General features: G+C 43.8%; 25 protein-coding genes and 9 pseudogenes. 29 read left to right on the forward strand and 5 right to left on the reverse strand.

The features are described 5' to 3' along the window. Window positions 1–178: 178 nt before the first annotated feature. The 15 genes and pseudogenes from K737_RS06355 (at window position 179) to K737_RS06430 (ending at window position 11,201) form a co-directional block, all read left to right on the forward strand. Window positions 179–640, forward strand: a complete 462-nt coding sequence (locus K737_RS06355) for a crossover junction endodeoxyribonuclease RuvC (protein WP_024161528.1) — start codon at window positions 179–181, stop codon at window positions 638–640. Window positions 641–750: 110 nt separating this feature from the next. Further along, window positions 751–891: a DUF6378 domain-containing protein gene (locus K737_RS10155; RefSeq protein WP_161630448.1), complete on the forward strand. Its 141-nt coding sequence runs from the start codon at window positions 751–753 to the stop codon at window positions 889–891. A gap of 454 nt (window positions 892–1,345) precedes the next feature. Further along, a pseudogene (locus K737_RS12160) lies at window positions 1,346–2,592 on the forward strand (DNA modification methylase). Window positions 2,593–2,598: 6 nt separating this feature from the next. Next, window positions 2,599–3,069, forward strand: a complete 471-nt coding sequence (locus K737_RS06370; protein WP_006302584.1) for a hypothetical protein — start codon at window positions 2,599–2,601, stop codon at window positions 3,067–3,069. Between the two features lie 10 nt (window positions 3,070–3,079). Next, a pseudogene (locus tag K737_RS06375) lies at window positions 3,080–4,249 on the forward strand (phage terminase large subunit family protein); the annotation flags it as partial. A 4-nt stretch (window positions 4,250–4,253) separates the two neighbouring features. Then, window positions 4,254–5,255: pseudogene (locus tag K737_RS11280) on the forward strand (terminase gpA endonuclease subunit); the annotation flags it as partial. A gap of 4 nt (window positions 5,256–5,259) precedes the next feature. Next, window positions 5,260–5,481, forward strand: coding sequence for a gpW family head-tail joining protein (gene gpW / locus K737_RS06390; protein WP_006298520.1), 222 nt, complete (start codon window positions 5,260–5,262; stop codon window positions 5,479–5,481). After that, window positions 5,481–6,868 (forward strand): annotated as a pseudogene (locus K737_RS06395) (phage portal protein). Before gpW ends, K737_RS06395 begins: the two are co-directional and overlap by 1 nt. Beyond that, complete coding sequence (locus K737_RS06400) at window positions 6,868–7,986, forward strand: S49 family peptidase (RefSeq protein ID WP_006298521.1); 1,119 nt, start codon at window positions 6,868–6,870, stop codon at window positions 7,984–7,986. Before K737_RS06395 ends, K737_RS06400 begins: the two are co-directional and overlap by 1 nt. Before the next feature lie 15 nt (window positions 7,987–8,001). Beyond that, a pseudogene (locus tag K737_RS12165) lies at window positions 8,002–8,374 on the forward strand (head decoration protein). Between the two features lie 3 nt (window positions 8,375–8,377). Continuing rightward, entirely contained in the window at window positions 8,378–9,379 is a 1,002-nt protein-coding gene (locus K737_RS06410) for a major capsid protein (protein WP_006302473.1), read from the forward strand. An 18-nt stretch (window positions 9,380–9,397) separates the two neighbouring features. Next, window positions 9,398–9,691 carry a head-tail joining protein gene (locus K737_RS06415; RefSeq protein WP_006302476.1) on the forward strand — a complete coding sequence of 98 codons (294 nt, stop codon included), beginning with the start codon at window positions 9,398–9,400 and terminating at the stop codon, window positions 9,689–9,691. A 1-nt stretch (window position 9,692) separates the two neighbouring features. Next, window positions 9,693–10,229: a phage tail protein gene (locus tag K737_RS06420; protein ID WP_006302478.1), complete on the forward strand. Its 537-nt coding sequence runs from the start codon at window positions 9,693–9,695 to the stop codon at window positions 10,227–10,229. A 54-nt stretch (window positions 10,230–10,283) separates the two neighbouring features. Then, complete coding sequence (locus tag K737_RS06425) at window positions 10,284–10,748, forward strand: hypothetical protein (protein ID WP_006302480.1); 465 nt, start codon at window positions 10,284–10,286, stop codon at window positions 10,746–10,748. After that, a pseudogene (locus tag K737_RS06430) lies at window positions 10,735–11,201 on the forward strand (phage baseplate assembly protein V). Before K737_RS06425 ends, K737_RS06430 begins: the two are co-directional and overlap by 14 nt. On the opposite strand, the gene K737_RS11285 reads toward K737_RS06430, so the two are convergent. After that, window positions 11,176–11,340, reverse strand: coding sequence for a hypothetical protein (locus K737_RS11285; RefSeq protein ID WP_235075734.1), 165 nt, complete (start codon window positions 11,338–11,340; stop codon window positions 11,176–11,178). The pseudogene K737_RS06430 and the gene K737_RS11285 sit on opposite strands and share 26 nt — an antisense overlap. Between K737_RS11285 and K737_RS12170 the strand changes: the two genes are divergently transcribed. From K737_RS12170 to K737_RS06500, 14 genes and pseudogenes are all read left to right on the forward strand, one after another. After that, a complete protein-coding gene (locus K737_RS12170) occupies window positions 11,269–11,490 on the forward strand; it encodes a PAAR domain-containing protein (RefSeq protein WP_407636459.1) in 222 nt (73 codons plus the stop codon). The two genes, K737_RS11285 and K737_RS12170, sit on opposite strands and share 72 nt — an antisense overlap. 3 nt (window positions 11,491–11,493) lie before the next feature. After that, window positions 11,494–11,832: a GPW/gp25 family protein gene (locus K737_RS06440; RefSeq protein WP_006302484.1), complete on the forward strand. Its 339-nt coding sequence runs from the start codon at window positions 11,494–11,496 to the stop codon at window positions 11,830–11,832. Then, window positions 11,832–12,663 (forward strand): annotated as a pseudogene (locus K737_RS06445) (baseplate assembly protein). The gene K737_RS06440 and the pseudogene K737_RS06445 overlap by 1 nt, the downstream one beginning before the upstream one ends. Beyond that, window positions 12,663–13,910, forward strand: a complete 1,248-nt coding sequence (locus K737_RS06450; protein ID WP_006302485.1) for a phage tail protein — start codon at window positions 12,663–12,665, stop codon at window positions 13,908–13,910. The pseudogene K737_RS06445 and the gene K737_RS06450 overlap by 1 nt, the downstream one beginning before the upstream one ends. 23 nt (window positions 13,911–13,933) lie before the next feature. Continuing rightward, window positions 13,934–14,563 carry a hypothetical protein gene (locus K737_RS06455; RefSeq protein WP_006302487.1) on the forward strand — a complete coding sequence of 210 codons (630 nt, stop codon included), beginning with the start codon at window positions 13,934–13,936 and terminating at the stop codon, window positions 14,561–14,563. Window positions 14,564–14,572: 9 nt separating this feature from the next. Then, a complete protein-coding gene (locus K737_RS06460; protein ID WP_023491318.1) occupies window positions 14,573–16,603 on the forward strand; it encodes a DUF4815 domain-containing protein in 2,031 nt (676 codons plus the stop codon). Between the two features lie 8 nt (window positions 16,604–16,611). Further along, complete coding sequence (locus K737_RS06465) at window positions 16,612–17,838, forward strand: hypothetical protein (RefSeq protein ID WP_006302500.1); 1,227 nt, start codon at window positions 16,612–16,614, stop codon at window positions 17,836–17,838. Window position 17,839: 1 nt separating this feature from the next. Continuing rightward, window positions 17,840–18,049, forward strand: a complete 210-nt coding sequence (locus K737_RS06470; RefSeq protein WP_023491320.1) for a hypothetical protein — start codon at window positions 17,840–17,842, stop codon at window positions 18,047–18,049. Further along, window positions 18,036–18,989 (forward strand): hypothetical protein, encoded by a 954-nt coding sequence (locus K737_RS06475; protein ID WP_006302504.1) that lies wholly within the window; start codon window positions 18,036–18,038, stop codon window positions 18,987–18,989. The genes K737_RS06470 and K737_RS06475 overlap by 14 nt, the downstream gene beginning before the upstream one ends. A gap of 266 nt (window positions 18,990–19,255) precedes the next feature. Further along, window positions 19,256–19,834, forward strand: a complete 579-nt coding sequence (locus K737_RS06480) for a hypothetical protein (RefSeq protein WP_006302506.1) — start codon at window positions 19,256–19,258, stop codon at window positions 19,832–19,834. Between the two features lie 9 nt (window positions 19,835–19,843). Further along, a pseudogene (locus tag K737_RS06485) lies at window positions 19,844–21,014 on the forward strand (phage tail sheath C-terminal domain-containing protein). Beyond that, window positions 21,014–21,463, forward strand: a pseudogene (locus K737_RS06490) (phage major tail tube protein); the annotation flags it as partial. The pseudogenes K737_RS06485 and K737_RS06490, both read left to right, overlap by 1 nt. 243 nt (window positions 21,464–21,706) lie before the next feature. Next, window positions 21,707–21,898: a hypothetical protein gene (locus tag K737_RS06495; RefSeq protein WP_006302509.1), complete on the forward strand. Its 192-nt coding sequence runs from the start codon at window positions 21,707–21,709 to the stop codon at window positions 21,896–21,898. Window positions 21,899–21,901: 3 nt separating this feature from the next. Beyond that, window positions 21,902–22,132, forward strand: a complete 231-nt coding sequence (locus tag K737_RS06500; protein ID WP_152531124.1) for a hypothetical protein — start codon at window positions 21,902–21,904, stop codon at window positions 22,130–22,132. Between the two features lie 144 nt (window positions 22,133–22,276). Here K737_RS06500 and K737_RS08590 read toward each other — a convergent pair whose 3' ends face one another. From K737_RS08590 to asnB, 4 genes are all read right to left on the reverse strand, one after another. Next, window positions 22,277–22,966 carry a glycosyltransferase gene (locus K737_RS08590; RefSeq protein ID WP_006302513.1) on the reverse strand — a complete coding sequence of 230 codons (690 nt, stop codon included), beginning with the start codon at window positions 22,964–22,966 and terminating at the stop codon, window positions 22,277–22,279. After that, on the reverse strand, window positions 22,963–23,115 hold the full coding sequence (locus tag K737_RS10160) for a hypothetical protein (protein WP_006302515.1): 153 nt from the start codon (window positions 23,113–23,115) through the stop codon (window positions 22,963–22,965). The genes K737_RS08590 and K737_RS10160 overlap by 4 nt, the downstream gene beginning before the upstream one ends. Before the next feature lie 261 nt (window positions 23,116–23,376). Continuing rightward, window positions 23,377–24,576, reverse strand: a complete 1,200-nt coding sequence (locus tag K737_RS06510) for a glycosyltransferase (RefSeq protein WP_006302521.1) — start codon at window positions 24,574–24,576, stop codon at window positions 23,377–23,379. Continuing rightward, window positions 24,564–26,414, reverse strand: coding sequence for an asparagine synthase (glutamine-hydrolyzing) (gene asnB / locus K737_RS06515; protein WP_006302524.1), 1,851 nt, complete (start codon window positions 26,412–26,414; stop codon window positions 24,564–24,566). The genes K737_RS06510 and asnB overlap by 13 nt, the downstream gene beginning before the upstream one ends.

Raw genomic sequence — 26,414 nt, forward strand, 5'->3', positions numbered from 1 at the left:
ATAAATATATAGGGTAAGTGACCCTGACGGGCACTTGCCCCCATATTTATAAAAGGTATTTCGCGCGCGTAAAAGTTCCTGTTCCTCACTGCATATTTTTGCGAACACAACTCCACACAAAGCTGAACATAAACACCAGAAAATAAATTTTGTGAATAGCATTTCTTGGATGGTAGATATGGAAAACATCTTGGCTTTAGATTTAGGAACACAAACCGGCTGGGCTTTACTCAATGAAGGTCGTGTCTTCAGCGGAAGTGAGAGCTTTCATACATCACGCTTTAGTGGCGGTGGTATGCGTTTCTTACGCTTTCGCCATTTTTTGGATTCCCTCAAGCAAAAGGCGGACATTAAGGCTGTCTATTTTGAAGAAGTACGCAGGCATTCAGGGGTTGATGCTGCCCATATTTATGGCGGATTTTTAGCGCATCTCACAGCGTGGTGCGAAGATCATGAAATTCCCTATCAAGGATTCAGTGTGGGAACCATCAAACGTCATGCCACCGGCAAAGGTAATGCCAGTAAAGAAGAAATCATCACTGCCATCAAGGCCAAAGGATTTAATCCGGTGGATGATAATGAAGCTGATAGCTTGGCGTTATTGCTATGGGCGCAAGACAACATGGGGGCAAAACAATGAATGGCAAACGATTACTGGAGCAATCCATATCAACGATTGAAGAACGGCAAAAAGTGTATGGCTCGCCCAAAGAAAACTTTGAGCATATTGCCAAACGCTAGTCGCTGCTCTTGGGCACGACCATTACGCCTACTCAAGTTGGCTTGATGATGTTGGATTTAAAGATTGCTCGATTGCAGAAAAACCCTGGGCATTACGATAGCTTGGTAGACGTTGCAGGATATGCGGCGTGTTTGAGTGATCTAAAATGAAATATTTTTTCTTTAGTCGGACACATCTATGCAGAACAATGAATATAACACTTATCAGCAATACCAACGGCCCCGGGCGATGAAAAAAATATTTTCACTTTTGCGGACAGATCATGTGGCGTTGCTGAATATAGTAAGCAGAAACAAACAGCGCATTCATGTGTCACAAAATATTTTGCAAAAAAATTGCAGATATGCGGACAGATGAACGCCCAAAGCTGAATAGAGTTGATATGAAAGAAATTTAAATGAGAAAGGATGACAAGGTCATGGGTTAGATAACGCTGAAGCCTTACAAAACACAACTTGAAGATTTTGCGTGTCCTGGCATTGGTATGCACGGGTCCTTCCCTATACCTATGCCATGCGGGTGGCAGAGCCCCGGGATTTTACTAGCGTTAGAATTGGCCCAAACCTTGACACTTGACACAAATATTAAGGAACGGGTGCGCTTATGACAGAACTTCAAATACAACATATCCCCATAGACAATCTTATCGCATACGCCCGCAATCCCCGCAAAAATGATGCGGTGGTTGATAAAATGTGTGCCTCCATCAAAGAATTTGGTTTTCGTATCCCCGTCATTGCTAAAAGCGATGGCAGCGTTGTTGATGGCCATTTGCGCCTCAAAGCTGCTAAAAAACTGGGTTTAAAACTGATTCCAGTTATCTTAGCCGATGATTTAAGTGATGCCCAAATCAAAGCCTTTAGATTGCTTGCCAATCAATCGGCTAATTGGGCGGATTGGGATGACGATTTACTCAAACTTGAACTGGAAGATTTGCAGGCACTTAATTTTGATCTGGAATTAACTGGGTTTGATTTTGATGAAATACAAAAGCTCTTGGATGCTACCGATATTGATCTTGAGGAACCTGCTGAAGCGGATGCAGTTGATCCGGCAGATAATATCCCTGTTATCAGTAAGCCTGGTGATTTATGGATTTTAGGTGAGCACAGACTTTATTGCGGCGACAGCACAATACTTGACTCCTACAACATTGTTTTAGAGGGCGAGCAAGCCGATATTACGGTGTGTGATCCTCCTTATAACGTCAATTATGGCGCCAGCATAAAGATACGCTGCGCAACAAATCCCGCGAAAATAAACACAAAATCTTGAATGACAATCTTGGCGAAGGCTTTGAAAGTTTTCTCTATGACGTCTGCTCTAACATCATCATGAACACCAAAGGCGCAATTTACATATGCATGGCAGCTTCAGAATTGGCTGTACTACAAAAAGTCTTTAAGCAAGCTGGTGGTCATTGGTCAACATTCCTCATTTGGGCGAAAAATCATTTTTCTTTAGGCAGAGCAGACTATCAACGGCAATATGAACCTATTCTTTATGGATGGCGCGAAGGTGCTGATCGTCATTGGTGCGGTGCTCGTGATCAAGGCGATGTCTGGTTTATCGATAAGCCCAGCGCTAATAATTTGCATCCCACTATGAAGCCAGTTGCGCTCATGGAACGCGCTATTATTAACAGCAGTAAGCCTGGCGATATCGTTCTTGATCCCTTTGGTGGTTCTGGTACAACGCTCATGGCAGCAGAGCGCACCAAGCGTCGTTGTCGCATGATTGAGCTTGATCCTAAATACATCGATACCATCATAAGGCGATTCCAGATGCAAACCAAAACAAAGGCCATTCATGCCGTCACGCAAAAGACCTTTGATGAACTATGTACGTGATAGCTTATGGAACTCATCAAGCAATCGCAATGGGCAAAGCGACATGGATTTTCAAGGCAATACGCGGGACAGCTGGTGCAGAGTGGCGTCATTCAACTGGTTGATGGCCTTATAGACGTTGAACAGGCAGATGCTGCTTTAGCCGCCATGCGTGATCCAAGTCAGCCTGAGCGACGCAAAAGTACTTCTGATGTCACTGAGCTTTCAACGCTTCTACTTAAAACCAGAATAAAAAATGAAATGGAACGGGGCAAGCTTTTGGAAGCCCGTGCCAAAGCAGAAATTGGAGCATTGGTTTCAGTAGAAGACGTCAAGGTGTCGGCCTTTAACAAAGCCAGAATCGTTCGTGATAGTTTGATGAACATTCCTGATCGCGTTGCTTCACTTTTAGCATCTATCGATGATCCCCACAAAATTCACGAGGTGTTATTGCAAGAAATTCGAACTACTTTGGAGGAATTAAGCCGTGACGTGTAAGCCTTACCACATGAGTTTTAATACGGGGCTTCGGCCTGATCCACTACTCAAAGTTTCTGAGTGGGCGGATGGATTTCGTATGTTATCGCAAACCGCATCCTCTGAACCCGGCAGATGGCGCACCGAACGCACGCCTTATCTTAAAGAAATCATGGATGCACTATCGCCATCATCACCTGTTGAAAAAGTGATTTTTATGAAAGGCGCGCAAATTGGAGGCACTGAAGCGGGCAATAACTGGATTGGTTACATTATTGATCAAGCGCCTGGTCCTATGCTGGTGGTTCAGCCCACTGTTGAAATGGGCAAGCGTTGGTCTAAAGGACGCTTAGCCCCACTGATTGATGATACACCTACCTTGCGGGATAAAGTTAAGGACCCACGCTCTCGCGATTCAGGTAACACCGTCCAAAGTAAAGAATTCACCGGCGGTATCGTTGTGGTGACCGGTGCCAATAGTGCTGTGGGTTTACGTTCCATGCCCGTGCGCTATTTGTTTTTAGATGAAATTGATGCTTATCCGAGGGATGCTGACGGTGAAGGTGATCCAGTCTCCCTTGCTATTCAACGTACTGCTACCTTTGCTAGACGCAAAATTTTGCTTGTCTCAACGCCCACCATTCAAGGATTAAGCCGAATTGAGAGGGAGTTTGAAGCCTCCGATCAACGCTACTACTGGGTGCCATGTCCACATTGCCATACCTTTCAAATTCTAAAATGGCCGCAAGTCAAATGGGACGACGATCCACTCAACGCCTATTATGTCTGTATCTCTTGCGAAGAAAAAATCTACAATCATCAAAAAACCTGGATGTTAGCGAATGGTGAGTGGCGAGCCGCTAATGAGTGCAATGGTAAGATTGCGGGATTTCATCTCTCAAGCCTTTATAGCCCAGTGGGTTGGTTAAGCTGGGGACAAGCAGCCCAGAATTTCTTGCATGCTAAAGATAATGAACAACTGCTGAAAGTTTGGGTTAACACGACTTTAGGCGAGACCTGGGTCGATAAAGGTGAAGCACCCGATTGGCAGCGCTTGTTTGAGCGTAAAGAGAACTATCCTATCGGCATTGTGCCGTTTGGTGGGTTAGTTCTAACTGCCGGTGTTGACGTACAAAAAGACCGTATTGAGGTGGAGATCGTTGCCTGGGGCAAAAACCGAGAGAGTTGGTCGGTTGATTATTGCAGGCTTTCATATTTCCAATTTGTACAGCCCAGTTGGCTGGCTAAGCTGGGGGCAAGCAGTTCAGAACTTCTTGCACGCCAAGGATAATGAACAGCTACTGAAAGTTTGGGTCAATACCACACTGGGTGAAACTTGGGTCGATAAAGGGGAAGCGCCCGATTGGCAGCGTCTGTTTGAACGTAAAGAGAACTATCCTATCGGCATTGTGCCTTTCGGTGGGCTAGTTCTGACTGCCGGTGTTGACGTACAAAAAGACCGTATTGAAGTTGAGATTGTTGCTTGGGGTAAAAACCGAGAGAGTTGGTCGGTTGATTATCGTATTTTTGATGGTGACCCCGCTAAAGCCAGCACTTGGTAGCATCTTTCCACATTGATGAGCACTTTATTCCCCAGCGAAGACGGCTTAGATCGAGGAATTTCCATGATGGCCGTTGATGCCGGTTATGCCACTCAAGAAGTCTATGGCTGGATTCGCAGTTTACCACCTGGGCGAGTGATGGCCGTAAAAGGTATCGATAAAGCATTAGTACCAGTGGGTGCACCAAGCCGTGTGGACGTCACCATTTTAGGACAAAAACTCAGACGTGGCGCCAAACTCTGGCCGATTGGCGTCTCCGTTTTAAAATCAGAACTCTATCATGCGCTTAAGCTCTCCCAAGGCGAGGAAGGCTTTCCTCCGGGATATTTCCACTTTCCAGCTTACGGGGCTGAATATTTTAAGCAACTGACATCGGAGCAGCTGGTTACCAAAGTTCATAAAGGCTATCCAAAACGTGAATGGAAAAAAATCCGTGACCGCAACGAGGCCCTTGATTGCCGCATTTATGCCAGAAGTGCAAGTATCGCAATCGGCATCGACCGCTGGCAACCCTCCAAATGGGATAGCTTGATGGGATACAAAAAATCATCGATTCCTGAATATAAGATTCAACATGAACAATTACCACTGTCTCAGAGCAAAACCTCAAGACCAAGGGTGATAAGAAGTAAATTTATGGGATAATTTTATGTATTTAGTCGATGATCTGGTCAAAATTGAGCAAGCCATCACAAAATTACAGATGGGTGAGCGCGTGGTTTCTGTTGCCTATGGCGATCATATCGTTAAATATGCGGAAGTGGATTTAAAAGATCTCTTAAACTTACGCACCCGCATTAAATCAGATTTAAAAAGCAGCACGTCCTTAAAGCGGCGCATTACTTTTGCCACACATAAGGGGATTTGCTGATGCTACTTAAAACATTCGCACAACTTTTCAAACGCCCCAAAAGCAAAGCTTCTGCTTGGGATGCGGCAGGTTCTGGCAAGCGCCTAACCTATTGGCAGCCCGAAAATAGCGCCATCAATAGCTTACTTGGGAATCATCTAGAAACACTGATATTATTGAAACACTGGTGAGTAACGCTGTTGGCACCGGTATCAAACCGCAATCAAAAGCTAAAAATGCAGAATTTCGTAAAGCGGTACAGGCATTATGGCTGCGCTGGTCCGATGAGGCGGATAGCCATGGCGTTAATGATTTTTACGGTCTACAAGCCTCTATTTGTCGCAGCATGATTGAAGGGGGCGAATGTTTTGTTCGCTTTAGAGTACGTCGCTCTGAAGAGGGATTATCCGTTCCCTTACAATTACAGGTGCTTGAATCTGAGCATTTAGATACATCAGTGAATCGCATTTTAATCACGGGTAATATGGTTCGAAACGGTATTGAGTTTAATAAACTTGGCCAACGTGAAGCCTATTATTTGTTTCGTGAACATCCAGGTGAAAAGCTGCTTGTCTCAAACGGTGAATCAGTCCGCATTCCTGCCTCTGAAGTATTGCATATTTATAAACCCTTGCGTCCCGGTCAAATTCGAGGAGAGCCTTGGCTAAGCCGTGTGTTGCTTAAATTGTATGAGCTGGATCAGTACGATGATGCCGAGCTGGTGCGCAAGAAAACCGCTGCTATGTTTGCAGGGTTTATCACCCGTCTTGATCCTGAAGCCAACATGATGGGTGAAGGTGCCGCCAATGAACAAGGGATGGCCCTTGCCGGACTTGAGCCTGGCACCATGCAGCTACTGGAACCTGGAGAAGACGTTAAATTTTCTAATCCTTCGGATGTTGGGGCAAATTACGAAGCCTTTATGCGCCAGCAGCTCAGAGCCATTGCTGTTGGCATGGGCATTACCTATGAACAGCTGACAGGAGATTTAACCAACGTCAATTATTCATCCATTCGTGCAGGGCTCATTGAATTTCGTAGGCGCTGCGCCACTTTGCAACATCATGTGATAGTGTTTCAATTTTGTCGGCCTGTTTGGAATCGCTGGATTGAACTGGCTTTGCTTTCTGGCGCCTTACCTTCTCAAGACAAAGATACATCTATCAAAGATGTGAAATGGATACCCCAAGGTTTTGACTGGGTTGATCCACTCAAAGATCAGCAAGCACAACAAATGGCAGTGCGTAATGGCTTTAAAAGTCGCGCTGAAGTGGTTTCAGAGCTGGGATATGATACAGAAGAAATTGATCAAGAAATTGCGGCAGATAACAACAGAGCTGATGAAGCAGGGTTTGTTTTAGATTCCGACCCAAGGCATACAACACCGCCTAAAAAACGAGGTTTTTAATGAATGACATTTACTTAAAATTTGCCATGAAACCGATGATGATTGAGCGTCGCAGCTTTGAGTGGCTGGCTGCCCACATGGCATCAAACAAGGCTTTGAAGTTTACACCCCCCTCCTTAGCACATGGTGGCAGCAATAACATCGCCATCATTCCGATTCATGGCATTTTAACCAAACGCTCAGGCATATTTGACGGCATGTTAGGTATGACTTCCTACGATGAAATACAACAACAAATCAGCGCTGCTTTGTCGGATGATGCCGTACAAACGATTTTACTCGACATTGATAGTCCCGGCGGTGAAACCAGTGGACTGTTTGATTTAGCCGATTTTATTTATCAGGCACGCAGCCAAAAAACCATTTGGGCCATGTGTAATGATGAGGCCTATTCTGCGGCTTACGGGATTGCATCCAGCGCTGAAAAGGTTTTTATCAATCGGACGTCTGGTGTAGGTAGCATTGGCGTGATTGCCAGCCATATTGACCAAAGTGCCTTTGATGAAAAGCAAGGGGTTAAATACACTACCGTTTTTGCCGGCAGCCGTAAAAATGATTTAAATCCTCATGAGCCGTTAACTTCTGAATCCATGCAAACTCTGCAAAGTGAAGTCAGCAGGTTATATGAGATGTTTGTAGAGCTGGTAGCCCGTAATCGAGATCTTACAACAGAAGCCATAAAGGCTACAGAAGCTGGCCTTTATTTTGGCCTTAATGCCATCCAAACAGGGCTTGCGGACGAAATTCTCACCTTTCCTGAATGTATTCAAAAAGCAGCCTCTCAATCTTTTATAAGGACCATAGCTATGACTGAAACAGTACCGACCATTAATCCAGAAGAATTACTTACCCAAGGCAAAATCCTAGGGCGCAGTGAATATCACGCGGAAGCTTTAGAAATTTTCCGTTTATGTAAGCTCTCGAAGATGCCAGAAAAACTGGGTGATTTTATTGAGCAAAATATCCCGGTTAACGAAGCACGCGAACAGCTCATGCAGCTACTCGCTGATCGTACCGGTACTGAAATCTTGAGCACTGTGAGCCTTGAGCCAACCCCTCAAGAAAATCCGGTGATCCAAGCTGCTAAAGCTCGTAGTCACATGAAATTAACCGCATAAATGGAGGAAACCCTTATGACCGTTGCTATTGAACAAAAAAACTTAGGAGATCTTCTTAAGTTTGAAGCTCCTAATCTTTATTCCCGTGAAGAGATAACTGTAGCTCAGGGGCAAAAACTAGCCCTTGGTGCCATTATCGGCCAAGACAGTGAAACAGATTTGATTAAAGCATTAAATCCTGCTGCCACAGACGGCACACAAAATGCCCTTGGGGCTTTGATTGCTGAGGTAGATGCCAAGTAGTAACACCAAAGCCGTGATTGTGACACGCGATGCAATTCTTGCCGATCACGCCGTTGTCTGGCCAACCACCATCACGCTTGAACAAAAAATAGCTGCTATCAAGCAGCTTGAGGCACGCGGCGTCATTATTCGTAAAGGGGTATAATCTATGCAAAATCCATTCTCACATCCGGCATTTAATATGGCAGCTTTAACGGCTTCCATTAATTTATTGCCAAACACTTATGGTCGGACAGAATCATTAGGTTTATTTCCTTCTAAGTCGGTACGCTTTAGGCACATCGCTATTGAAGAGCGCAACGGCGTTTTAAGCTTGCTTCCAACAGCAAGTCCAGGTGCGCCGGGTACTGTTGGTAAACGCGACAAACGAAAAGTTAGAACATTTACTATTCCGCATATTCCCCATGATGATGTAGTTCTACCGGAAGAAGTACAGGGTATTAGAGCTTTTGGTACTGAAAATGAATTGCAAGCTATTGCGAGTGTTATTACCGATCACCTGCAATCCATGCGTAACAAACATGCCATTACCTTAGAACACCTTCGAATGAGTGCTTTGAAAGGCATTATTTTGGATGCTGATGGAACAGAGCTCGTCAACCTTTATAACGAATTTGAAATCACGCCAAAAATAGTGAGCTTTGCTTTAGGGACAGCTGGCACTGATGTTAAAAGAAAATGTATCGAAGTGCTGCGTCATGTTGAAGATAACCTACGTGGCGAATTCATGACAGGCGTTCATGCGCTAGTCAGCCCTGAGTTTTTTGATGCCTTAACCTCACACGCCAAAATCAAAGAAGCCTATGACAGGTGGCAGGAAGGGGCAGCACTGCGTAATGATATGCGTTCAGGATTTACCTTTGGTGGGATTACTTTTGAAGAATATCGTGGTCAAGCAACCGATCCTGATGGCAACGTCAGACGCTTTATTGCCCAAGATACAGCGCATTGTTTTCCGCTAGGTACTGCTGAGACTTTCTCAACTTATTTTGCACCGGCTGATTTTAACGAAACCGTGAATACCTTGGGGCAACCGCTTTATGCCAAGCAAGAGCCAAGGCGCTTTGATCGCGGTACAGATTTACATACTCAATCTAATCCGCTGCCAATGTGTTATCGTCCGGGAGTTCTGGTGAAGCTGACGGTATAAGCTATGAGTTTAACCAAAATGTTTGAGGATTGTTTTGCGCATTTAGGGAAAGAGGCAATATACCAGAGCTCTGGCGCTGCTCCTTTTCCTATTCGCGTTTTAATCAAACAACCCGATACACCTTATGAAATGGGTGATGGGCAAGTGATTGGCCATATGGCGATATTTGAAGTGGGTACCCATGAATTAGCCTTTCCTAAAGTCGGTGATCAGCTGATTATTGGAGGCAATCGCTATAAAATCTTTAGCGAGCCTCTACGTGATGCTTCTAATACAGTTTGGGAAATAACAGCTATGGTGATGGAAGGCTAATATGTCCACCTTTACCTTGGATGTTGCAACATATGGTGATATCGACCAAATCATTGCAAGGGTGTGTGGAACTGAAAGCCAAGTACAACTGGCGGCCATGCGCGCCCTCAATAAAACCGCTCTCTGGCTTAAATCCCAAAGCGTGAAAGAAATCAGCGCGCAGAAAAAACTTCAACAAAAAATTATACGTGAACGACTGAAGCTTGTTAAAGCCAGCAAAAGTTCTTTAAAAGCATTAGTGGTCGCCAGTTTTTATGGTATTAAAGCCTCGCTTTTAGGTTCCATGCGCCAAACGGCTATAGGTGCCAAAGCGGGGAAATCTCAATTTACCGGTGCCTTTGTCGCTATGATGCCCACGGGCCACCGAGGTATTTTTAAACGAAAAACAAAAAGCAGATTACCCATTCGTGAAGTCGTGCTACCGCTTGAACCTGTCGCTTCTAATATCATCAAAGGCTTTGTGGATACAGGTGCCGCAGATAAATTCATTCAATATTTTCGCCATGAACTGGGCTTTATTTTAAAGGTGAGCCTATGAACTTTTGGGAAGAGATTACATGCTGCCATTACCTCTACGTTAAAACGCGAGATAATGGAAATTCACACTTGTGAATCTTATCCGGTGATCAAAACGGCGTTATTGGCACCAGCTATTTTAGTAGAACTGGCAAGCTTTGAACCCGGCAATGATCCAGGAACCGGGGAAATTGCGCTGCGCGCTCGCTTTGAAGCAAGAATTATTGTAGATAGCACGATCCCAAATGCCGCCTTTGCCGTAAGGGCTTTGGCGAGTGAAGTTGCAAGGGTCATTCATCAAAATTCATGGGGGATGAATGTATCACCTGCTGAATTTTTAGGTGCGAGTCCTGATGGGTTTAAGCCGGACCTTGATGCCTATATGGTTTGGATCATTGAATGGGCGCATGAGATCCACCGTGGGGATTCTGTTTGGACACCAAGCGGTATTCAGCCACATACCATTTATGTGGGCATTGCTCCGGGAATCGGCGCTGCCCATGAGCCTGATTATATAGAGGTACCAAATGGAGAGTTTTAGTTTTTCTGAACTTGACCGAAAACTCGCCAATCTCATTCGCGTGGGGACTGTTAAAGAGGCCGATTACAAAAAAGCCCGTGTGCGTATTCAGATTGGCAAAATCCTCACCGATTGGCTGCCTTGGGTTACTTCTCGCGCTGGACAAGACAGAAATTGGTCAGCGCCCAGTGTGGGTGAACAGGTTGTTTTATTATCACCGTCAGGTGAAATGGCCCAAGGCGTTGTGATCCCGGCTATTTATCAAAACAAACATCCTGCCCCTAGCGATAAAGAAACAGACGTTGCCTTTGTGTTTCAAGATGGCAGCAAAGCAATTTACGACAAGAAAGAGCATCACCTTACCATCTCCTGATAACAGAAGGCAAGCTAACGCTGAATGTAGGTGAATCAAGCCTTGAGATGAGTAAAGACGGCATCAAGCTCAAAGCTAAACGAATTGATTTGAATGAATGATATGCCAGGAATCGTAAGACTTAATGATAAATGCACCGGCCATAGCTGTTATCCGCCCAGACTTTGCATTACTGCAAGCACAGATGTCTTTGTTGATAGTAAGGCCGTCCACCGCGAGCAAGATAAATGGGCCATGCATGCGTGCCCTAATACGCCGCCCCATGATGGTCTGCTCGCTAAAGGTTCAAGCACAGTTTACGCCAATGGTAAAGCGATTGCTCGTATTGGTGATCCCGTTTCTTGTGGTTCAAAAACACGTGATGGCAGTCAAACTGTTTTTGCGGGATAAATTATGCGCGGAATGAATGGAAGAAGCGGCAAAGAATTAACGGGCCTTGAGCATCTCAAGCAATCGATTGTGGATATCTTAACCACCACAATTGGTAGCCGTGTGATGCGCAGAGATTACGGTTCTAGGCTATTCGAACTTGTTGATCGCCCGACATCTGCCGGTTTTGCCGTTGAACTATATGCAGCTACGGCTGAGGCACTGCAAAAATGGGAGAATCGTTTTAAGCTCGAGCGCGTTAAAGTTGAGTCTATTAAAGAAGGTCATATTACGTTGATTTTAGAGGGGATTTATCTGCCAGATGGCAAGCCTATAACCTTAGATGGGATTGTGGTGTCATGATGCAAGATCTAACGCGCCTACAAAATCCGAATGTTATTGAGTCGCTTGAGTATGAGACGATTTTTTCGCATATGAAGCAAGAGCTGATTCGCCTTGATCCAACATTTTCAGCGCTGCTTGAAAGCGACCCGGCCATGAAGATTTTAGAAATTGCCGCCTGGCGCGAACCGCTTTTACGTCAAAGGGTCAATGATGCCGCGCGCTAATTTACTGGCTTTTGCAGCTAAATCAGATTTGGAACATTTAGCCGCTTTTTATGATGTACAGCGTAAATCAGGGGAAGATGACGAAGCTTTTAGGCGGCGTATCCAGGCGAAAATCATGGGCTGGTCAACTGCAGGAAGCCGTGAGCATTATTGTTATCATGCACTTTCAGCTGATATCCGCATCAAAGATGCGCGGGCTGAATCACCAAGCCCTGGAATGGTGAAAGTTTCGATTTTATCCCATGAAGGTGATGGCACGCCAAGCCAAGAGCTGCTAGAAAAAGCACGGTCTGTTATTTTACGTGATGATGTCAGGGTTTTAACCGATACGGTTGAGGTGGTCAGTAGCGCCATTATCCCTGTTAACCTTGAAGCTAAAATCTATCTCTATCCCGAAACACCGGAAGATATTATTGAGACAGCCAAAGCTGCTTTTATCAAAGCACTGAATGACACAAAAGGTTTGGGGTGGAACCTAACGCGCAGCTGGATTATTGCACATCTTTTTGCTCAAGGCGTACAGCGCATCGAATTGCTTAAGCCGGCTGAGGATATCGTTGTTTTAGATCATGAATGTGTGGCGCTTGATTCCATAGAGCTAACGATGGGAGGGCGTGATTGGTGATGATGTTACTGCCTCCAAGTAGTTCGCCTCAAGAACAAGCCCTTGTTGATGCTATCAGCTTTAGAGTTGATCCAGGTAAAATACGAGGGTTTAAATTTAACCCTACCGACAGTGTCCTCCCATGGTTGATCCATGAATATGGGCTGGGTGAGATTTTAGCTTGGGTTCCTGATCCAAGACGCGCGATTCAAGATGGCGTTCGGTTTCAACGGATTCGTGGTACTCCTGCTTCACTGCGCATGGCTCTAAAATGGATGAATATCGAAAATATTTATATCGAAGAAGAACCACCAGGAAAGCACTTTGCTGAATTTCAGGTGGGCATTCACGATGTACCCAATGATTTCTTTGTTGATAATGTAGTGGCCCTTGCAAAACTATCAGCACCGGCCAGATCTCGCCTGATGCGGATGTATAACGACCGCTATGATATCAGGCGATTTATGCTGGATAGCAGCGAATTCCGCTATGATATCAGGCGATTTATGCTGGATAGCAGCGAATTTGGATCGCTGCTTTCTGATTATTCAGGAGTAAAACTGTCGCCTGATGGCCCAGTATTATCTTTTGGTCGGTTTAATCCGTTTGAAGCTAAATCAGAAGAGGTTTTACTAAAATTTGCAAGCGCACGTAGGCATCACAACAGTACGTTAAGTGATGATCTTTACCGGCTAGATGTAGCTTTTATAGGTGAGACGGAGCCTCATACCCGTAATTACAACGGCATTTATGAACGCGCGCATATTTGGCAAAACCCTGATCCACTATCACCTTTCACCCCTGATTTTGAACCACCTCTACATCTTGCAAAAGCATTGATTGTTTTATCCGATAGCTGGCGGCTTGGCGATATTAACGCCTGCTTTTCCGTGCGCCTTGAGCATGAGATAGGTGCCACATTTATTTTAAGCGCTGATACTTTATCCGAACATGTTTGGCGAATAAGCTTTGAAGAAGTTTTGGAAAGCTTTGCATCAAACTACACTGAGAATCTCGATGCTGAGATCGTGCCAGACGTTAATCCTCATTTTGCAAAAGAACACTCGGACTGGTTAGCTGAAACGCTCTTATGGCCTTATTTGTCGGCAGATTCGTTAGGTGAATTGGAGCTTTTGCCTTATCAAAAACGTGACCATTTTGAACCATCTCTTTATGAAGGATGCTTGCTCTGGCATGAGCATCGTCACTTAAACCGTCCTTGGACGAATCTAGAACCAATCGTGAAACAACCCTTAACTAGAACTTGATATGTGCGTCAAAGGGTATTCATATGGCCATTTTAACCAAATCCGGCAGAGCAGCTATTGCTGCAAGCATTAACCAACAACCGATCCATCTTGCTTGGGGAACGGGTGATCCAACTTGGGAAAGCGCTCATACGGTCAATAAAATTTTTACAAGTAATCAAATTGAGCTAGATCATAAGCCGGTGAAAGATGAGTCTATTACTCAAGCTGACACAACCTTTATTGCCGGCACCGATTATAGCGTCGATAGCGTGATGGGGGTGATCACACGTTTTCCAAACGGTAATTTAGAGAATAATGCTACCGTTACGATTTCCTACACTTACGCAACGCCGCCAGAGCCAATTACCGCAAATACCCTTTTAAATGAAGTAGGTCGCAGAACCGCTGATGAAGTTTTGTTTTGTGTAGGTAATGAAGACGGAGATTTGATTACCCCAACAGGCAGATTCAAGGCATCAAGTACGCCTACGAATAATCTTTTTCTCCGCTTTACTTTTGATTTTGATAATGCCAGCAACCAAATCATCCGTGAACTTGGCGTGATGGTTGGAACCAGTCCCGCTCATCAGAACAGCTGCTACCCGAGAAACTTTTTCATTTGTTGTGACGTTTTGATGGGAGCAAATGAATACATATTTGAAGACAAATGAGGCAATGTTATGACACTTAACAGTTATTACAACCGCTATGATCCGGCTAAAAAATATGATCGCACTCTCTTTTTGGCCGGCCGTGGCCTGCAATCAGCAGAGCTCAATGAAATGCAAGATTATGCGCTGCATAACCTTAAAGGCATTGGTGATGCAATTTTTAGGGATGGTGATGTTATACGCGGCGGCACCTGTGTTGTTGCCCCTGATACCGGAAATACAACCTTGGAATCTGGGTTTATTTATTTACGCGGTGCTGTGCGCGAAATAGGGTCTACAAATTTCACCATTCCCACCAATGCAACGGTTAGAATCGGTGTGTGGTATGTGGAAAGCACCATGACTGAGCTTGAAGATCCAGGTCTTCGTGATCCGGCTATTGGTACACGCAACTATCAAGAACCCGGTGCTGCCCGTTTAAAAGCAGAGATCCCTTGGGATTTTCAGGTTGATGGAATAGCGCCTCCTACCCATGAGGGTGAATTTTATCCCATTTATGGCGTAGAAAACGGCGCATTTATCCAACATGCTCCGCCGCCCCAGTTTGATGCGGTCAATAGCGCTTTAGCCAGATATGACCGTGAATCTAACGGCTCTTATGTGGTAACCGGCATGGACGTTAGGTATCTTGACAAGGATAACGGTGAACAAGTTTTTGTCATCAATGAAGGTAAAGCCCATGTGGATGGTTTTGAGATTGAACTCGCTCATAGCCTTCGTGTTCGTTTTCCTAGTGACCCTGATATTCAAACGATTGACTCAGAACCTCATACCTTTCAGCCAGATGCTCAAGGGGTCATGGATCTCGTACTTAATGAAAATCCTGCCCATCAAGTTCTAGATGTGGATGTGACGATCCAGAAAACCATTACGATGACCCATGGTTCGTATACAGGGGTGATGGATCCTATTCCAGATACGGCTGTCCTTGAAATTATGCAAATTAAACAAGGAACAACCATTTACGTGAATGGGACTGATTATCGTTTGCGTTCCGGCGATGTGGATTGGTCTTTATCCGGTGCTGAGCCTGCTCCTGGCAGTTCTTATGAAATTACGTATCGCTATCGTAGCCGTATTACACCAACAGATATCACTGAAGATGGTTTTAAGATAGGAGGAGCGGTAACTGGTACCCTCGTTTTAGTGGATTATAGCTGGATGATGCCGTGCTATGATTTGATCACCATCGATGCCAAAGGTGTCGTCAGGCGCATTAAAGGACTTGCTCCCCCTTGGAGGCCATCTGTTCCTAAAGCGCCCAGCGGGCAACTCGCTTTAGCTTACGTCTATCAAAATTGGCGCAGCGCTACAAAACCTGATGTTTTTAATAATGCTATTCACGCTATTCCTATGAGTGACATTGAGGCTATGCGTTCAAGCATTAATGATCTTTATGATTTGATTGCTCAAGAGCGCCTGCGTAACGATGCCAATAGCCGTGAACCTGCTGCTAAAAAGGGTATTTTTGTTGATCCCTTTTTTGATGATGACATGCGCGATCAGGGGATTAACCAAACCGCTGCAATTGTGGATAGGGAGCTTGTACTTCCGATCGGTGGCAATATAGCTGATGCAGGTAAAGGTGTTGATCCATGGCTTTTACCTTATGTTTTAGAGCCAGTTTTAGAGCCAGTTTTAGAGCAGCTTCTTCAAACCGTAGAAATGAAAATCAACCCATATCATGCATTTGCGCCTATTCCGGCGAAAGTTGCCATTAATCTCAATGTGGATCGTTGGACTGAAGTTGAAACCACATGGTCAAGCCCCATCACGCAAAGGTTTAGTGTGCTTTCAAGCCCGGTCACCCGTCAGGTTGTCGTTGGTGGTGGCGTTTTATCCAGAGTAACCTCCAGCACGACTCAAAATGTCTCGATCGGTACTCAAATGAGTCAAACTAACGAATTGCTCTCAAGCACAAGTCGTGAAGCCGCTTTTATGCGCCAAGCAACACAAACCTTTGAGTTAGATGGATTTGCGCCTGGTGAACAACTTCGGTTGGTGTTTGACGGTATTAACGTTGAACCGGTTAGTTTATAGGAGGAATTATGCCACTTATTGCAGATAACAGCGGAAAAATCAAAGGCAAATTTACCGTTCCCGCCAATGTTCCGGCCGGTACAAAGCTTGTGCAGTTTATCGGAAACCAAGGTAGTTATGGTGAAGCTACTTATACAGGGCGCGGTATTATTACGACCGAAGAACGCAGACGCGTTACGGTCATTACCGATATCAGACGCAATGAAACCACCGTTGTCCTAACCCGTTTTGATCCACTTGCTCAAACCTTTACCTTAAGCGAAAGCCGCCATATTGGAGGCATTGATCTATGGTTTAGCAATCGTGGCGCTAAAAGAGTGGTCGTGCAAATTCGTGATACCAGCCTTGGTATGCCAACCCAAACGGTTTTAGCTGAAGGCGATATCATGCCATCTTCAATCAACATCAATGGCACTTCTACTCAAATAACTTGGCAGCCTGTTTGGCTTGAGGCTGGTCATGAATATGCCATTGTATTGTTGACCGATGATGGCGATGCTGCAGTGCGTGTTGCAGAGCTCGGAAAATATGATGCAACCCATGCCAGATGGGTGACAAGCCAGCCTTATCAGGTAGGCGTACTTCTTTCATCAAGTAATGCCAGCACCTGGACGCCCCATCAAAATCGTGATCTCACTTTTAGGTTACTCGGTGCGCGTTTTACAGAAAATACAAGAACAGTGGATTTAGGCTCTGTGACAGCCACTAGCGCTTCCGATTTGATTACTCTTGCAAATGTGGAACGTGTTGCCTCTGACACCGACGTGCAATTTACGCTAACAGAGCAAGACAGTACGGAACATAAATTATCTGATGATCTGCCAATTGCTTTGCGGGCCCGCGTCACCGGTCCTTTGAGTGTTAAAGCTTTACTCAGCGGTTCAGCACTCAGAAGCCCAGTGCTTTACCCTGGCATTCAAATTGTTCTAGGCAACATGTCTGAAACAGCAGATTACATCACAAGAGCTATTACGGCGGGCAACAACAGTAAAGTAAGCATCACCTATGAAGCGCTGATGACCGGCACTGCTGATGTTAAGGTCTATATCCAAAAAGCAGACGGCACTTGGCAGTTGGTGGATTTAACAACCGGAAAAGCCGTAGGCGATAGCTGGGTGGAACGCACCCATATTCTTTCAAGTTTTAGCGCCACTGAAACCAGAGTTAAATTGGTTTTAAGCGGCAATATTCTTTATCGCCCTAAAGTACGCTCTTTACGTGTTGTGATTACCTGATATGCCAAATGATCTGAGCCCAAGGGGCTATAAGCTGCCCCATCCAAATAACATCGCATCCCAAGATGTGGTTCGCATTCGCGATACTATTGTTGCTGTGGATGCGGACGTTTCATCACGAGAAGCTGAACATAAGAAATTAAAGGAGGCGTTTGACCGCTTCACCTTTGAAACTTTTTTGAATTTGTGGAGCAACCATGACAATAGCTAAAGAAGCTGTATATGCGCTTCATCAGCGCCTCAAAGATTTGTCGATCGATGCACCGGCTGATCAACTGGCTTATCTTGCAAAAGCGCTAGAATCCATTGCAGGCCAAAGCACGGTTTATGACATTGTCAATATGTCTGATGAAAAACTGCAGGAGCTTTTAGAGGCAGTAAATAGCCATTTGGCAGACTTAAATGCCAGCAAAGTAAACTCTCTTGCAGCCATTGATACCGCTAAAACCGGTTCTTTAGATGCTATTAATACGCTTAAAGCAAGCTCGTTGAGTTCACTGCAGACAGCAACTACTGGGCATTTGTCGTTACTGGATACCCGCAAAGATACAAATATCACCGCTATTGAAAGCACAGGCCAAACACAGCTTCAAACACTCACAGGACTTGTCAGTAACTTTGAATCGATTAATGACGTTCCAAATGGCTCATCGATTATGAATGAAGTTGCTAAGCGTAATATGATTGAACCAGGATCATTACCATTCCTCTTTGGTATTTTAAGCCGTCAAAACGATTACTGGGGCTATGGTGATTTAACCTCACAACTTGGTGTTTGGTATAACAACGTGGCAAATGCTGACAACATGCTTCAGCTTTTGGCGGGAACCCATGCGTATAGCACTAGTTATGCAGGATTTTACAGACCGCCTCAGCTCTATTTTTTGCAGGGCAGGAACGGGATGTTTATCCATAAGGAAATGTACGTCAAATACAGTGTATCCAGTAATGAGTATACTTATCCTTATGCAGCGCTTGGGGTTGTTTTTGTAAAAAACACGACCAATGCTGATATTACCAGAACTTTCTATTGTGGTGGATCATCCTATTGGTCCTCAGGATACGAAGGCTTAGGCGTGTTTGTTTGTACACCAAATAACGTAAATGCCAATAAATCTGCTATTAGCAGCGTCACATGGACAAATATTTAAATTATGCTGCAAGTACAGCCAACATTGCTTCATCTGCGAATGTATTGATTCCTGCAGGCAAAACGGTCGCTATCCTGCTTTATAGCTCTTCCTATTACTATACCACTTACTATAACTACTACACCCAATTTATGCATTGGTACATCTACAACTTCAAAAGCAGTTTTCTAACAACGGGGTTAGAAGTGGATGTTGACCGAACGCTTAGAGCCTGGCAGTGCCGAGGCTTTCAATACTCTTATGAACTTTGGAAATGAGGTTTATTTATGCCAATTTATTTACGATTTGAAAATGGAATGCAGGTTGAAACAACAACCTTGCCTAAAAAGCCCGAAGGGACTGGATGGCTCAAAGCGCCTTCTGAGTTTGACTGGGAAAAACGCTATAAGCTTCTTGAAGACAATACGGTTGCTGAATGCTCTTCTGACGAAATGCAAGGCGATCTTCTGAAAAATGCCAAACTTGCAGCCACCGAGACTGTAAGGTTTATTTTGAATAATCACAGACGCTCTTTTGCCGGCTATTCTCATGAGAAATCACGCTCTTACGATATCCAAGAAAAAACAGCAAAAAGTATTATCGCCGCTGTTAAAAACAATCAAACACCCGATGAAAAAGATGTTGAGCTTATTGCTCCACTCGCGGAGCTTCGCTCTATCTCAGTAGGCGATATGGCCCAACTTATTTTGACCAAATCTAGAAAAGCTGATCGAGCCATTGCACGCTGTGAAAATATTGAAGACCGCGCTCAACGAAAAATAGAAACGTGCACACCCCTTGATGAACTTAAAACGTTTATGGATGGTTTTGAGCAAGACGTCCAAACCAATTTGAGCAAATTATAGGAGGAAGCTATGGCCGAACAATTTTTACATGGTGTTGAAGTTGCTGAAATCTCAAGCGGACCTCGTACCATACGTACCACCAAATCTTCTGTCATAGGTTTAATCGGTACTGCTCCTGATGCTGATAATACCGTTTTTCCATTGAATAAGCCCGTATTGATTGTGGGTTCTCGTAGAGAAGCCGCTAAACTCGGCGCTACAGGAACACTCCCCATGGCGATTAATGGTATTTTTGATCAAATCGGGGCAATGGTTATTGTCGTCCGTGTAGAAGAGGGTGAAGATGAAGCAGAAACGATTGCCAATATCATTGGTGGCGTTGATGCACAAACAGGCGACTACAAAGGCGTTCAAGCATTTTTAAGTGCTGAAAGTATCGTGCATAGCGCACCTCGTATTTTGATTGCGCCCGGCTTTACGCACCAAAGACCCAATAATCAAGCCAATCCTGTTATCAGTAGCATGCTGGCTATTGCAGACAGATTGCGTGCCGTCATTATTGCCGATGGACCGAATACCAATGATCAAGATGCCATTACCTGGCGCAAAGATTTTGGCCATGCGCGTGTTTATGTGGTTAATCCATGGGTGAAGATTTTTACGGGTCACGAAGAAGTCGTGCCGCCAAGCCCTTATGTAGCAGGCCTAATTGCCCGCAGCGATAATGAAAATGGTTTTTGGTGGTCACCGTCTAATCAGGAAATATACGGCATCGTTGGCACCGCAAGACCTGTTGATTTTACTTTAGGGGGATACCAATTGCCGAGCAAATTTTCTGAACGAAAATGAAGTCACCGCGATTATTCGCCAAGAAGGCTATCGACTTTGGGGTAATAGAAGTTGCTCTAGTGATCCAAAATGGGCGTTTTTATCGGTACGCAGAACTGCTGATTTAATTAATGACAGTTTACTGCGTGCTCATCTTTGGGCTGTGGACCGCAATATTACAAGAACTTATTTGGATGATGTGGTGGAAAGTGTTAATGCCTATCTGGCTCATCTAAAAGCTCTTGGAGCTATTTTGGGCGGGCAGTGTTATCCCGATCCAGAGCTCAATACGCCTGCGAACATTACGCAAGGTAAAGTCTATTTCGACTTTGATTTCACGCCGCCTTATCCAGCAGAGCGGATCGTCTTTCGCTCCCATTTGATTAACGATTATATTAAGGAGCTGATCTAATGTTGCCAAAAATTCTTAAAAACTTTAACGCTTTTGTTGATGGTCGTGGTTATGCCGGACGTATTGATGAAATCAGTCTGCCAAAGCTTTTCATTAAAACTGAGGAATACCGTGCGGGTGGCATGGATATTCCCGTTGCCATTGATATGGGCATGGAAAAACTGGAAGCCGAGCTCACATTTTCTGAGTATGATCCAGAGTTATTTCGCTTATTTGGACTTGTAGACGGTAATGCTGTTTCACTGACTCTTCGTGGCGGACTGCAAGGCAGCGGTGACGCTGAAGCTGTGGTGGTGAATTTACGGGGTCAATTTAAGGAGTTTGATCCAGGTAATTGGAAACCGGCGGACAAAGCAACGCTTAAATATACCGTATCCATCCGCTATTACAAATTAACCATTGATCGCCGCGAACTGATTGAAATAAACACCAATGGGAGGTTACGACGAGACATGCCGAGAAGAACGAACGTTCAGCAGCTTACAGAGGAGGACTTTGATGAGAATATTTTAAATTACAATACGACACCAAGAAAATCCCTTGGCTGGAAAACACCACTAGAGATTTTTAATAAAAATTTAGCTCGCGTTGCACTTCAAACTTGAATGTGGCCTCGCAGCAACAAAGCCCAAGCGAGCGAAGTTCCTTAAAGGGTGGAGCTTATGCATAAACTTTAATATTGGAGAGAATCTATGAAACCAGGCATTAAAACCACTGAATTTTGGGCAACCTTAATCGGGAGCATTGCTGTTGCAGGTGCATCAGAATTGGGACTTAACCTTAACGAAGCCTCAGTCGCCAGCATCGCAGCCATGGTGATTACCTATGTGGTAGGTCGCGTGATGAATAAAAACACGCAGGCCAAAATTGATCAAAAGTCTTGAAACGTGATGCCGCTTTGGATATCAGCATTGCTGCAAGCTTTGCGCGATCTAATGCAGCCATTTTTAGCGTATATGCTGGGCAAAGAGCAACTAAGACGCAAGCAAGCAGAAGAAAATTTAGAGCTTCAGGAATCTTATGAAAAACTGGATGAACAAAATAAATCTTATCGTGATCGGGGTAAGTCTGGTCTGCTTGAGCGGCTGCGCAAGCGTAGGAATGCAGAGGCAAAGTAGCTGTCCAGCTTATCCCCGTTACACCCAAGAAGAATGGCGTAAGATCGAGCAGTCAGTGGCCGAACTGCCTGAGCAAAGCTCGCTGATCCCAGCGCTGCAAGACTACATGGATTTGCTGGATAAGCTAAAACTTTGCCATGGGGATTAGATAATCTGCCCTGTTGCCTCACGAATGAGCTGATCCCACTTGTGAAAAATAAGGTCGGGATGAAAACGCTCAGCGACGGTTTTTGCTTCCTCACCAAGATGCCCTCTAGTGTTTGGGTCACAGACCAACTCTTCCATCAGCGCCGCTAATTTAAGAACATCTCCCACGGGAAAAAGGCGTCCATCCATGCCGTCTCTGACAATATCTATGTTTCCAGAGCAGTTTGATGCAATGACGGGAAGGCCTGCCGACATGGCCTCAGCTAACGCATTGGGAAAGCCTTCGTATAAAGAGGGGAACACAAATAAATCAGCCTCCACAAGTTTTTGATGAATCTCCTGTGTTGCACCGGGTAATGAGACTCTTTCCTGAAGATTTAAAGAGTTGATGAGGCTTTGCAGATGCTCTCGCTCATTACCTTCCCCATAAATCGTAAGACGCAGATGCGGATAATTTGAATAAAGTCGTGCAAAGGCTTGGATGAGGGTATCAAACCCCTTAAACGGACATAGCCTTCCCACAGAGATGATGTGCTTTGCTTGATCGAGCGCAGTGATTTTCTGCAAAGAAGGCTTTTTAACAGCATTAGGAATGACCAAAAGATTGCGTAAATTCTTAAAAAAATCAGCTGCCGATTGCGTTTGTACCACCACTCGAAAAGCTTTTGGATATAAAATGGTCCTCAAACCTTGATAAAGAGAAGGAATCTTATGGTAAAGGGGTGCGTACGCTCTGACACAATCACAGGAGTTTTAAGCCCCACACTTGCCAGAAGGGCAGTGAGGTTCATCACATCCACAAAAGAAAGCACCACATCTGGATTAAGGGTTTTCACCGTCTTCCTTAAACAAAAAACGCGCCTGAGGATATTTCCAAGGCGCGTAAAAAAAAGGATTCATTTTGAGTTTGATCAAGTTGGATCAAACGGACCTTTGAATCTAGAGGATAAAAAGGCTTTGTATCCGGTGATGCCAAGGTAACAAGCGTTACTTGATGCCCCTTTGACACCCAATAATTGGCAAGGTCCGATAAAATTCGCTCCGCCCCGCCAGAGTTGAGGGACGATATGATAAGGGCAAGGTGCATGTTTTGAATTCTAAACGTTTTCTAAAATACTTTTTATCTGTTTGCCAACAGCAGAAATTGAATACCTATGTCTTATATTTGACGGAACCTTTTTAGACTTATTTTTAGAAAACTCTTCAATCATTTGCATGAGCTTATTGGGAATATCTGAGACATCTCTCGAATCAGCGACAAGAAAACCCATCTCCTCAATGAGTTTTTGAGATGTGCCAGGCGGGGTAATTCCAAAAATAGGTTTATTAGCACCTATATAATCAATCAGCTTGCTCGGAAGAAATGGACTTTTTTCTGTAGGAGCATCAATGATAAGAAGAATATCAGCTGAATGCATGAGTTCTAAAGATTTTATGTAACTTACGGCAGGATAAGTAAAAACAGTATCTTCTAGCTTAAAAAAACTAATTATATCTTTGATCGACTTTGCCTCAGAGCCAATAAACTCTACACGAAGTTGTGCGCGCTGTTCGTGGGATAGCAGCTTTAATGCTTTCAAAAAGCTGTCAGGCTGCCTGTTGCCATAAAAATTTCCGATATAACGGAGTATAATTTTTTCATTTGTATGGTCTGATTGATGAAAGTATAAAGCTTGATTAAAGATATGTGGCAAACAAATGGATTTCTTGCGCACTTCTTCTGAGTAATACTTTGTCACAAGATCAATGGTTTCTTGTGACGTAAAAATTAGACGATCCGCACTTTTTAAAACACTATCTTGGTAGTATTTATTTATCCATTTTGTCCAAGCATTATAATCATTGAAAATATTATCTACCCATGGGTCACTAAAATGAGCCAACCATTTGATATGAGGAAACTTCCGTTTCAGCTTTAATCCTGCAATGTGCGTTGACATGGGGTGACCAAAAGTAATAATCACATCAGGCGATGAATCGTCAATTAAAACGCGTGCTTTTCTAAAAAGATCGAAATGCCATAGATACTGAAAATCAGGTAAAATCTCTTTTTTGATACGGTGTCCTTTAGAGCGCTCAATAATTTTTGTAAAATTTGACTTTGGCGCATAAACGACGTTATCAAGAGGAGTAAAACTTAAAAGAGAAGGATCACCCTCATTTTCAGGTTCTGATGTCACAACGGTAATATTGAAATCTTTGCGCAAATACTGCACCAGATGACTGATTTGTACGGACCTTGGAAACTTTTGAGGTGGATAACAATATGTTAATAATAAAATATTTAAGCGTTCCATTTATTTATCCATCTACTTAACACAATAAGGTTCCATACTTGATGAGCGATGTGTAAGTCTCCATCTTTAAGCTTTTGCAACAAAGAGCTTAATTCATCTTTGTGAAAAAAAGTTTCTAGAGATTTTGACTCCAGGTTTTCTTTTGCAAAATCGAAAAGATCTGACTGAATCCACTTATAGGCAGGTACAGGGAACCCTTGTTTAGGGCGAGTAATAATCTCTTTTGGAATTCTTTTTTCTGCAAAAGACCTTAAAATTCGTTTCGTTGTAAATCTACGAGCTAAAGATCCGACCTTCCATTCCAAGGGAAGTGTTGCACACCATTCCACAAGTTTATGATCTAAAAAGGGTACACGTAATTCCAAAGATGTTGCCATACTCATTTTGTCAGCCTTCATCAACAAATCTTCAACGAGCCAGCTTTGGCAATAAGCCTGTTGGAGCTGGTCAATAGGTTCTCTTGATCGGCTTTTTCTATAGAGATCTTTGATGTATTCTCTTGAAGACTTTTGTGCAGAGAAAAGGCAAAGTTTTTTCTTTTCGTCCTCAGAGAAAATATTGGTCATATACGTGGCATTTTCCTTAAGGAAACTTATATAACCAGAAGTTGAAAGATTTTGAAGGATTGCAAAAGGTAAGCGTTTCAAAACACAAGATGGCAGAAAATTTAAAAGCTTTAGATATGATAATTTCTTTGCAAGAACATCTAAATTATATCCTGCTAATGTCTCATCCGCCCCTTCACCAGAAAGGACAACTTTTACATGTTTGGATGCTAATTTTGAGACAAAATAAAGAGGAATAGATGCTAAATCTGCAAGCGGCTCGTCCGCATACCAAACAAATTCGTCAATAAAGTCAGTAAATTGGTTTTGGGAAATAATAACTTCATGATGGTTTGAACCAATGTACTCAGCCATTTTTTTTGCGTAAGGCAGTTCATTAAATTGTCCGCCATCTTCAAATCCAATGGAAAAGGTGTGAAAATTTTTGTGCCCTAATTCAACAGCCGCCGCTGCAACACAACTGGAATCAAGACCACCACTTAAGAGAATCCCAACCGGCACATCCGAGGCGAGCAAGCGCTTTTCAACGGCTTCTAAGAAAAGGGTTTCGAATTCTTTTTCGTAATCTCTGGTTTTAACAGATTTTTCTGAGCAGAAATTAATTTCCCAGTATTTTGAAATCGTAGATGTATGCGCAGTTAGATCATACTCTAAATAATGCCCTGGCTCTAATTTACAAACATTCTCCCAAATAGTCTCTGGGAATGGTACGTAGCGTAGCGTTAAATAATGCCACAATGACTGTTTATTAAGTTCAGGCTTTTGTGGGAGGGCTTCCAGAATTGACTTTATTTCGCTTCCAAATACAAAACTCTTTTGATCGTGATAATAGTATAAAGGTTTGACGCCTAATCGATCCCGGATAAGAAAAACTTTTTGAATACCTGGGTCATAAAGACAGATCCCGAACATTCCTTCAAAATCATGAATTGCGGCAATTCCCTTTTGAAGATAAAGCTGTAAAATAACTTCTGTATCACAGTGGGTATGAAATTTTATACCACTTGTTTCTAATGAAGCTCTGATTTTTTTAAAATTATAAATTTCGCCATTAAAAACGATACCAACACCTGACTCTTTATCCCAAATAGGTTGATCACCACCTGCAATATCGATGATACTAAGGCGCTGCATGCCAAAGGCAAAACCATTACGAGACCAATATCCATTCGAATCAGGACCACGATGCTCTATGACAGATAGCATTTTTTGAATAAGCTCTGTTCCTAGAGCTTGATCAAAACTCCCAACAATCCCTGCTATGCCGCACAT

Origin of the sequence: Holospora undulata HU1 (assembly GCF_000388175.3) — a bacterium.
Classification (GTDB): Bacteria; Pseudomonadota; Alphaproteobacteria; order Holosporales; family Holosporaceae; genus Holospora; species Holospora undulata_A.

Coding starts and splice junctions, on each gene's coding strand:
- K737_RS06460 (WP_023491318.1), top strand. CDS start 14,573: ATGACACTTAACAGTTATTACAACCGCTATGATCCGGCTAAAAAATAT.
- K737_RS06510 (WP_006302521.1), bottom strand. CDS start 24,576: ATGGAACGCTTAAATATTTTATTATTAACATATTGTTATCCACCTCAA.
- K737_RS06370 (WP_006302584.1), top strand. CDS start 2,599: ATGGAACTCATCAAGCAATCGCAATGGGCAAAGCGACATGGATTTTCA.
- K737_RS06415 (WP_006302476.1), top strand. CDS start 9,398: ATGTTTGAGGATTGTTTTGCGCATTTAGGGAAAGAGGCAATATACCAG.
- K737_RS06480 (WP_006302506.1), top strand. CDS start 19,256: ATGCCAATTTATTTACGATTTGAAAATGGAATGCAGGTTGAAACAACA.
- asnB (WP_006302524.1), bottom strand. CDS start 26,414: ATGTGCGGCATAGCAGGGATTGTTGGGAGTTTTGATCAAGCTCTAGGA.
- K737_RS06440 (WP_006302484.1), top strand. CDS start 11,494: ATGCGCGGAATGAATGGAAGAAGCGGCAAAGAATTAACGGGCCTTGAG.
- K737_RS06495 (WP_006302509.1), top strand. CDS start 21,707: ATGAAACCAGGCATTAAAACCACTGAATTTTGGGCAACCTTAATCGGG.
- K737_RS06400 (WP_006298521.1), top strand. CDS start 6,868: ATGAATGACATTTACTTAAAATTTGCCATGAAACCGATGATGATTGAG.
- K737_RS06475 (WP_006302504.1), top strand. CDS start 18,036: ATGACAATAGCTAAAGAAGCTGTATATGCGCTTCATCAGCGCCTCAAA.
- K737_RS06470 (WP_023491320.1), top strand. CDS start 17,840: ATGCCAAATGATCTGAGCCCAAGGGGCTATAAGCTGCCCCATCCAAAT.
- K737_RS06465 (WP_006302500.1), top strand. CDS start 16,612: ATGCCACTTATTGCAGATAACAGCGGAAAAATCAAAGGCAAATTTACC.
- K737_RS06355 (WP_024161528.1), top strand. CDS start 179: ATGGAAAACATCTTGGCTTTAGATTTAGGAACACAAACCGGCTGGGCT.
- K737_RS06450 (WP_006302485.1), top strand. CDS start 12,663: ATGATGTTACTGCCTCCAAGTAGTTCGCCTCAAGAACAAGCCCTTGTT.
- gpW (WP_006298520.1), top strand. CDS start 5,260: ATGTATTTAGTCGATGATCTGGTCAAAATTGAGCAAGCCATCACAAAA.
- K737_RS11285 (WP_235075734.1), bottom strand. CDS start 11,340: ATGCATGGCCCATTTATCTTGCTCGCGGTGGACGGCCTTACTATCAAC.
- K737_RS06420 (WP_006302478.1), top strand. CDS start 9,693: ATGTCCACCTTTACCTTGGATGTTGCAACATATGGTGATATCGACCAA.
- K737_RS06425 (WP_006302480.1), top strand. CDS start 10,284: ATGGAAATTCACACTTGTGAATCTTATCCGGTGATCAAAACGGCGTTA.
- K737_RS06455 (WP_006302487.1), top strand. CDS start 13,934: ATGGCCATTTTAACCAAATCCGGCAGAGCAGCTATTGCTGCAAGCATT.
- K737_RS06410 (WP_006302473.1), top strand. CDS start 8,378: ATGCAAAATCCATTCTCACATCCGGCATTTAATATGGCAGCTTTAACG.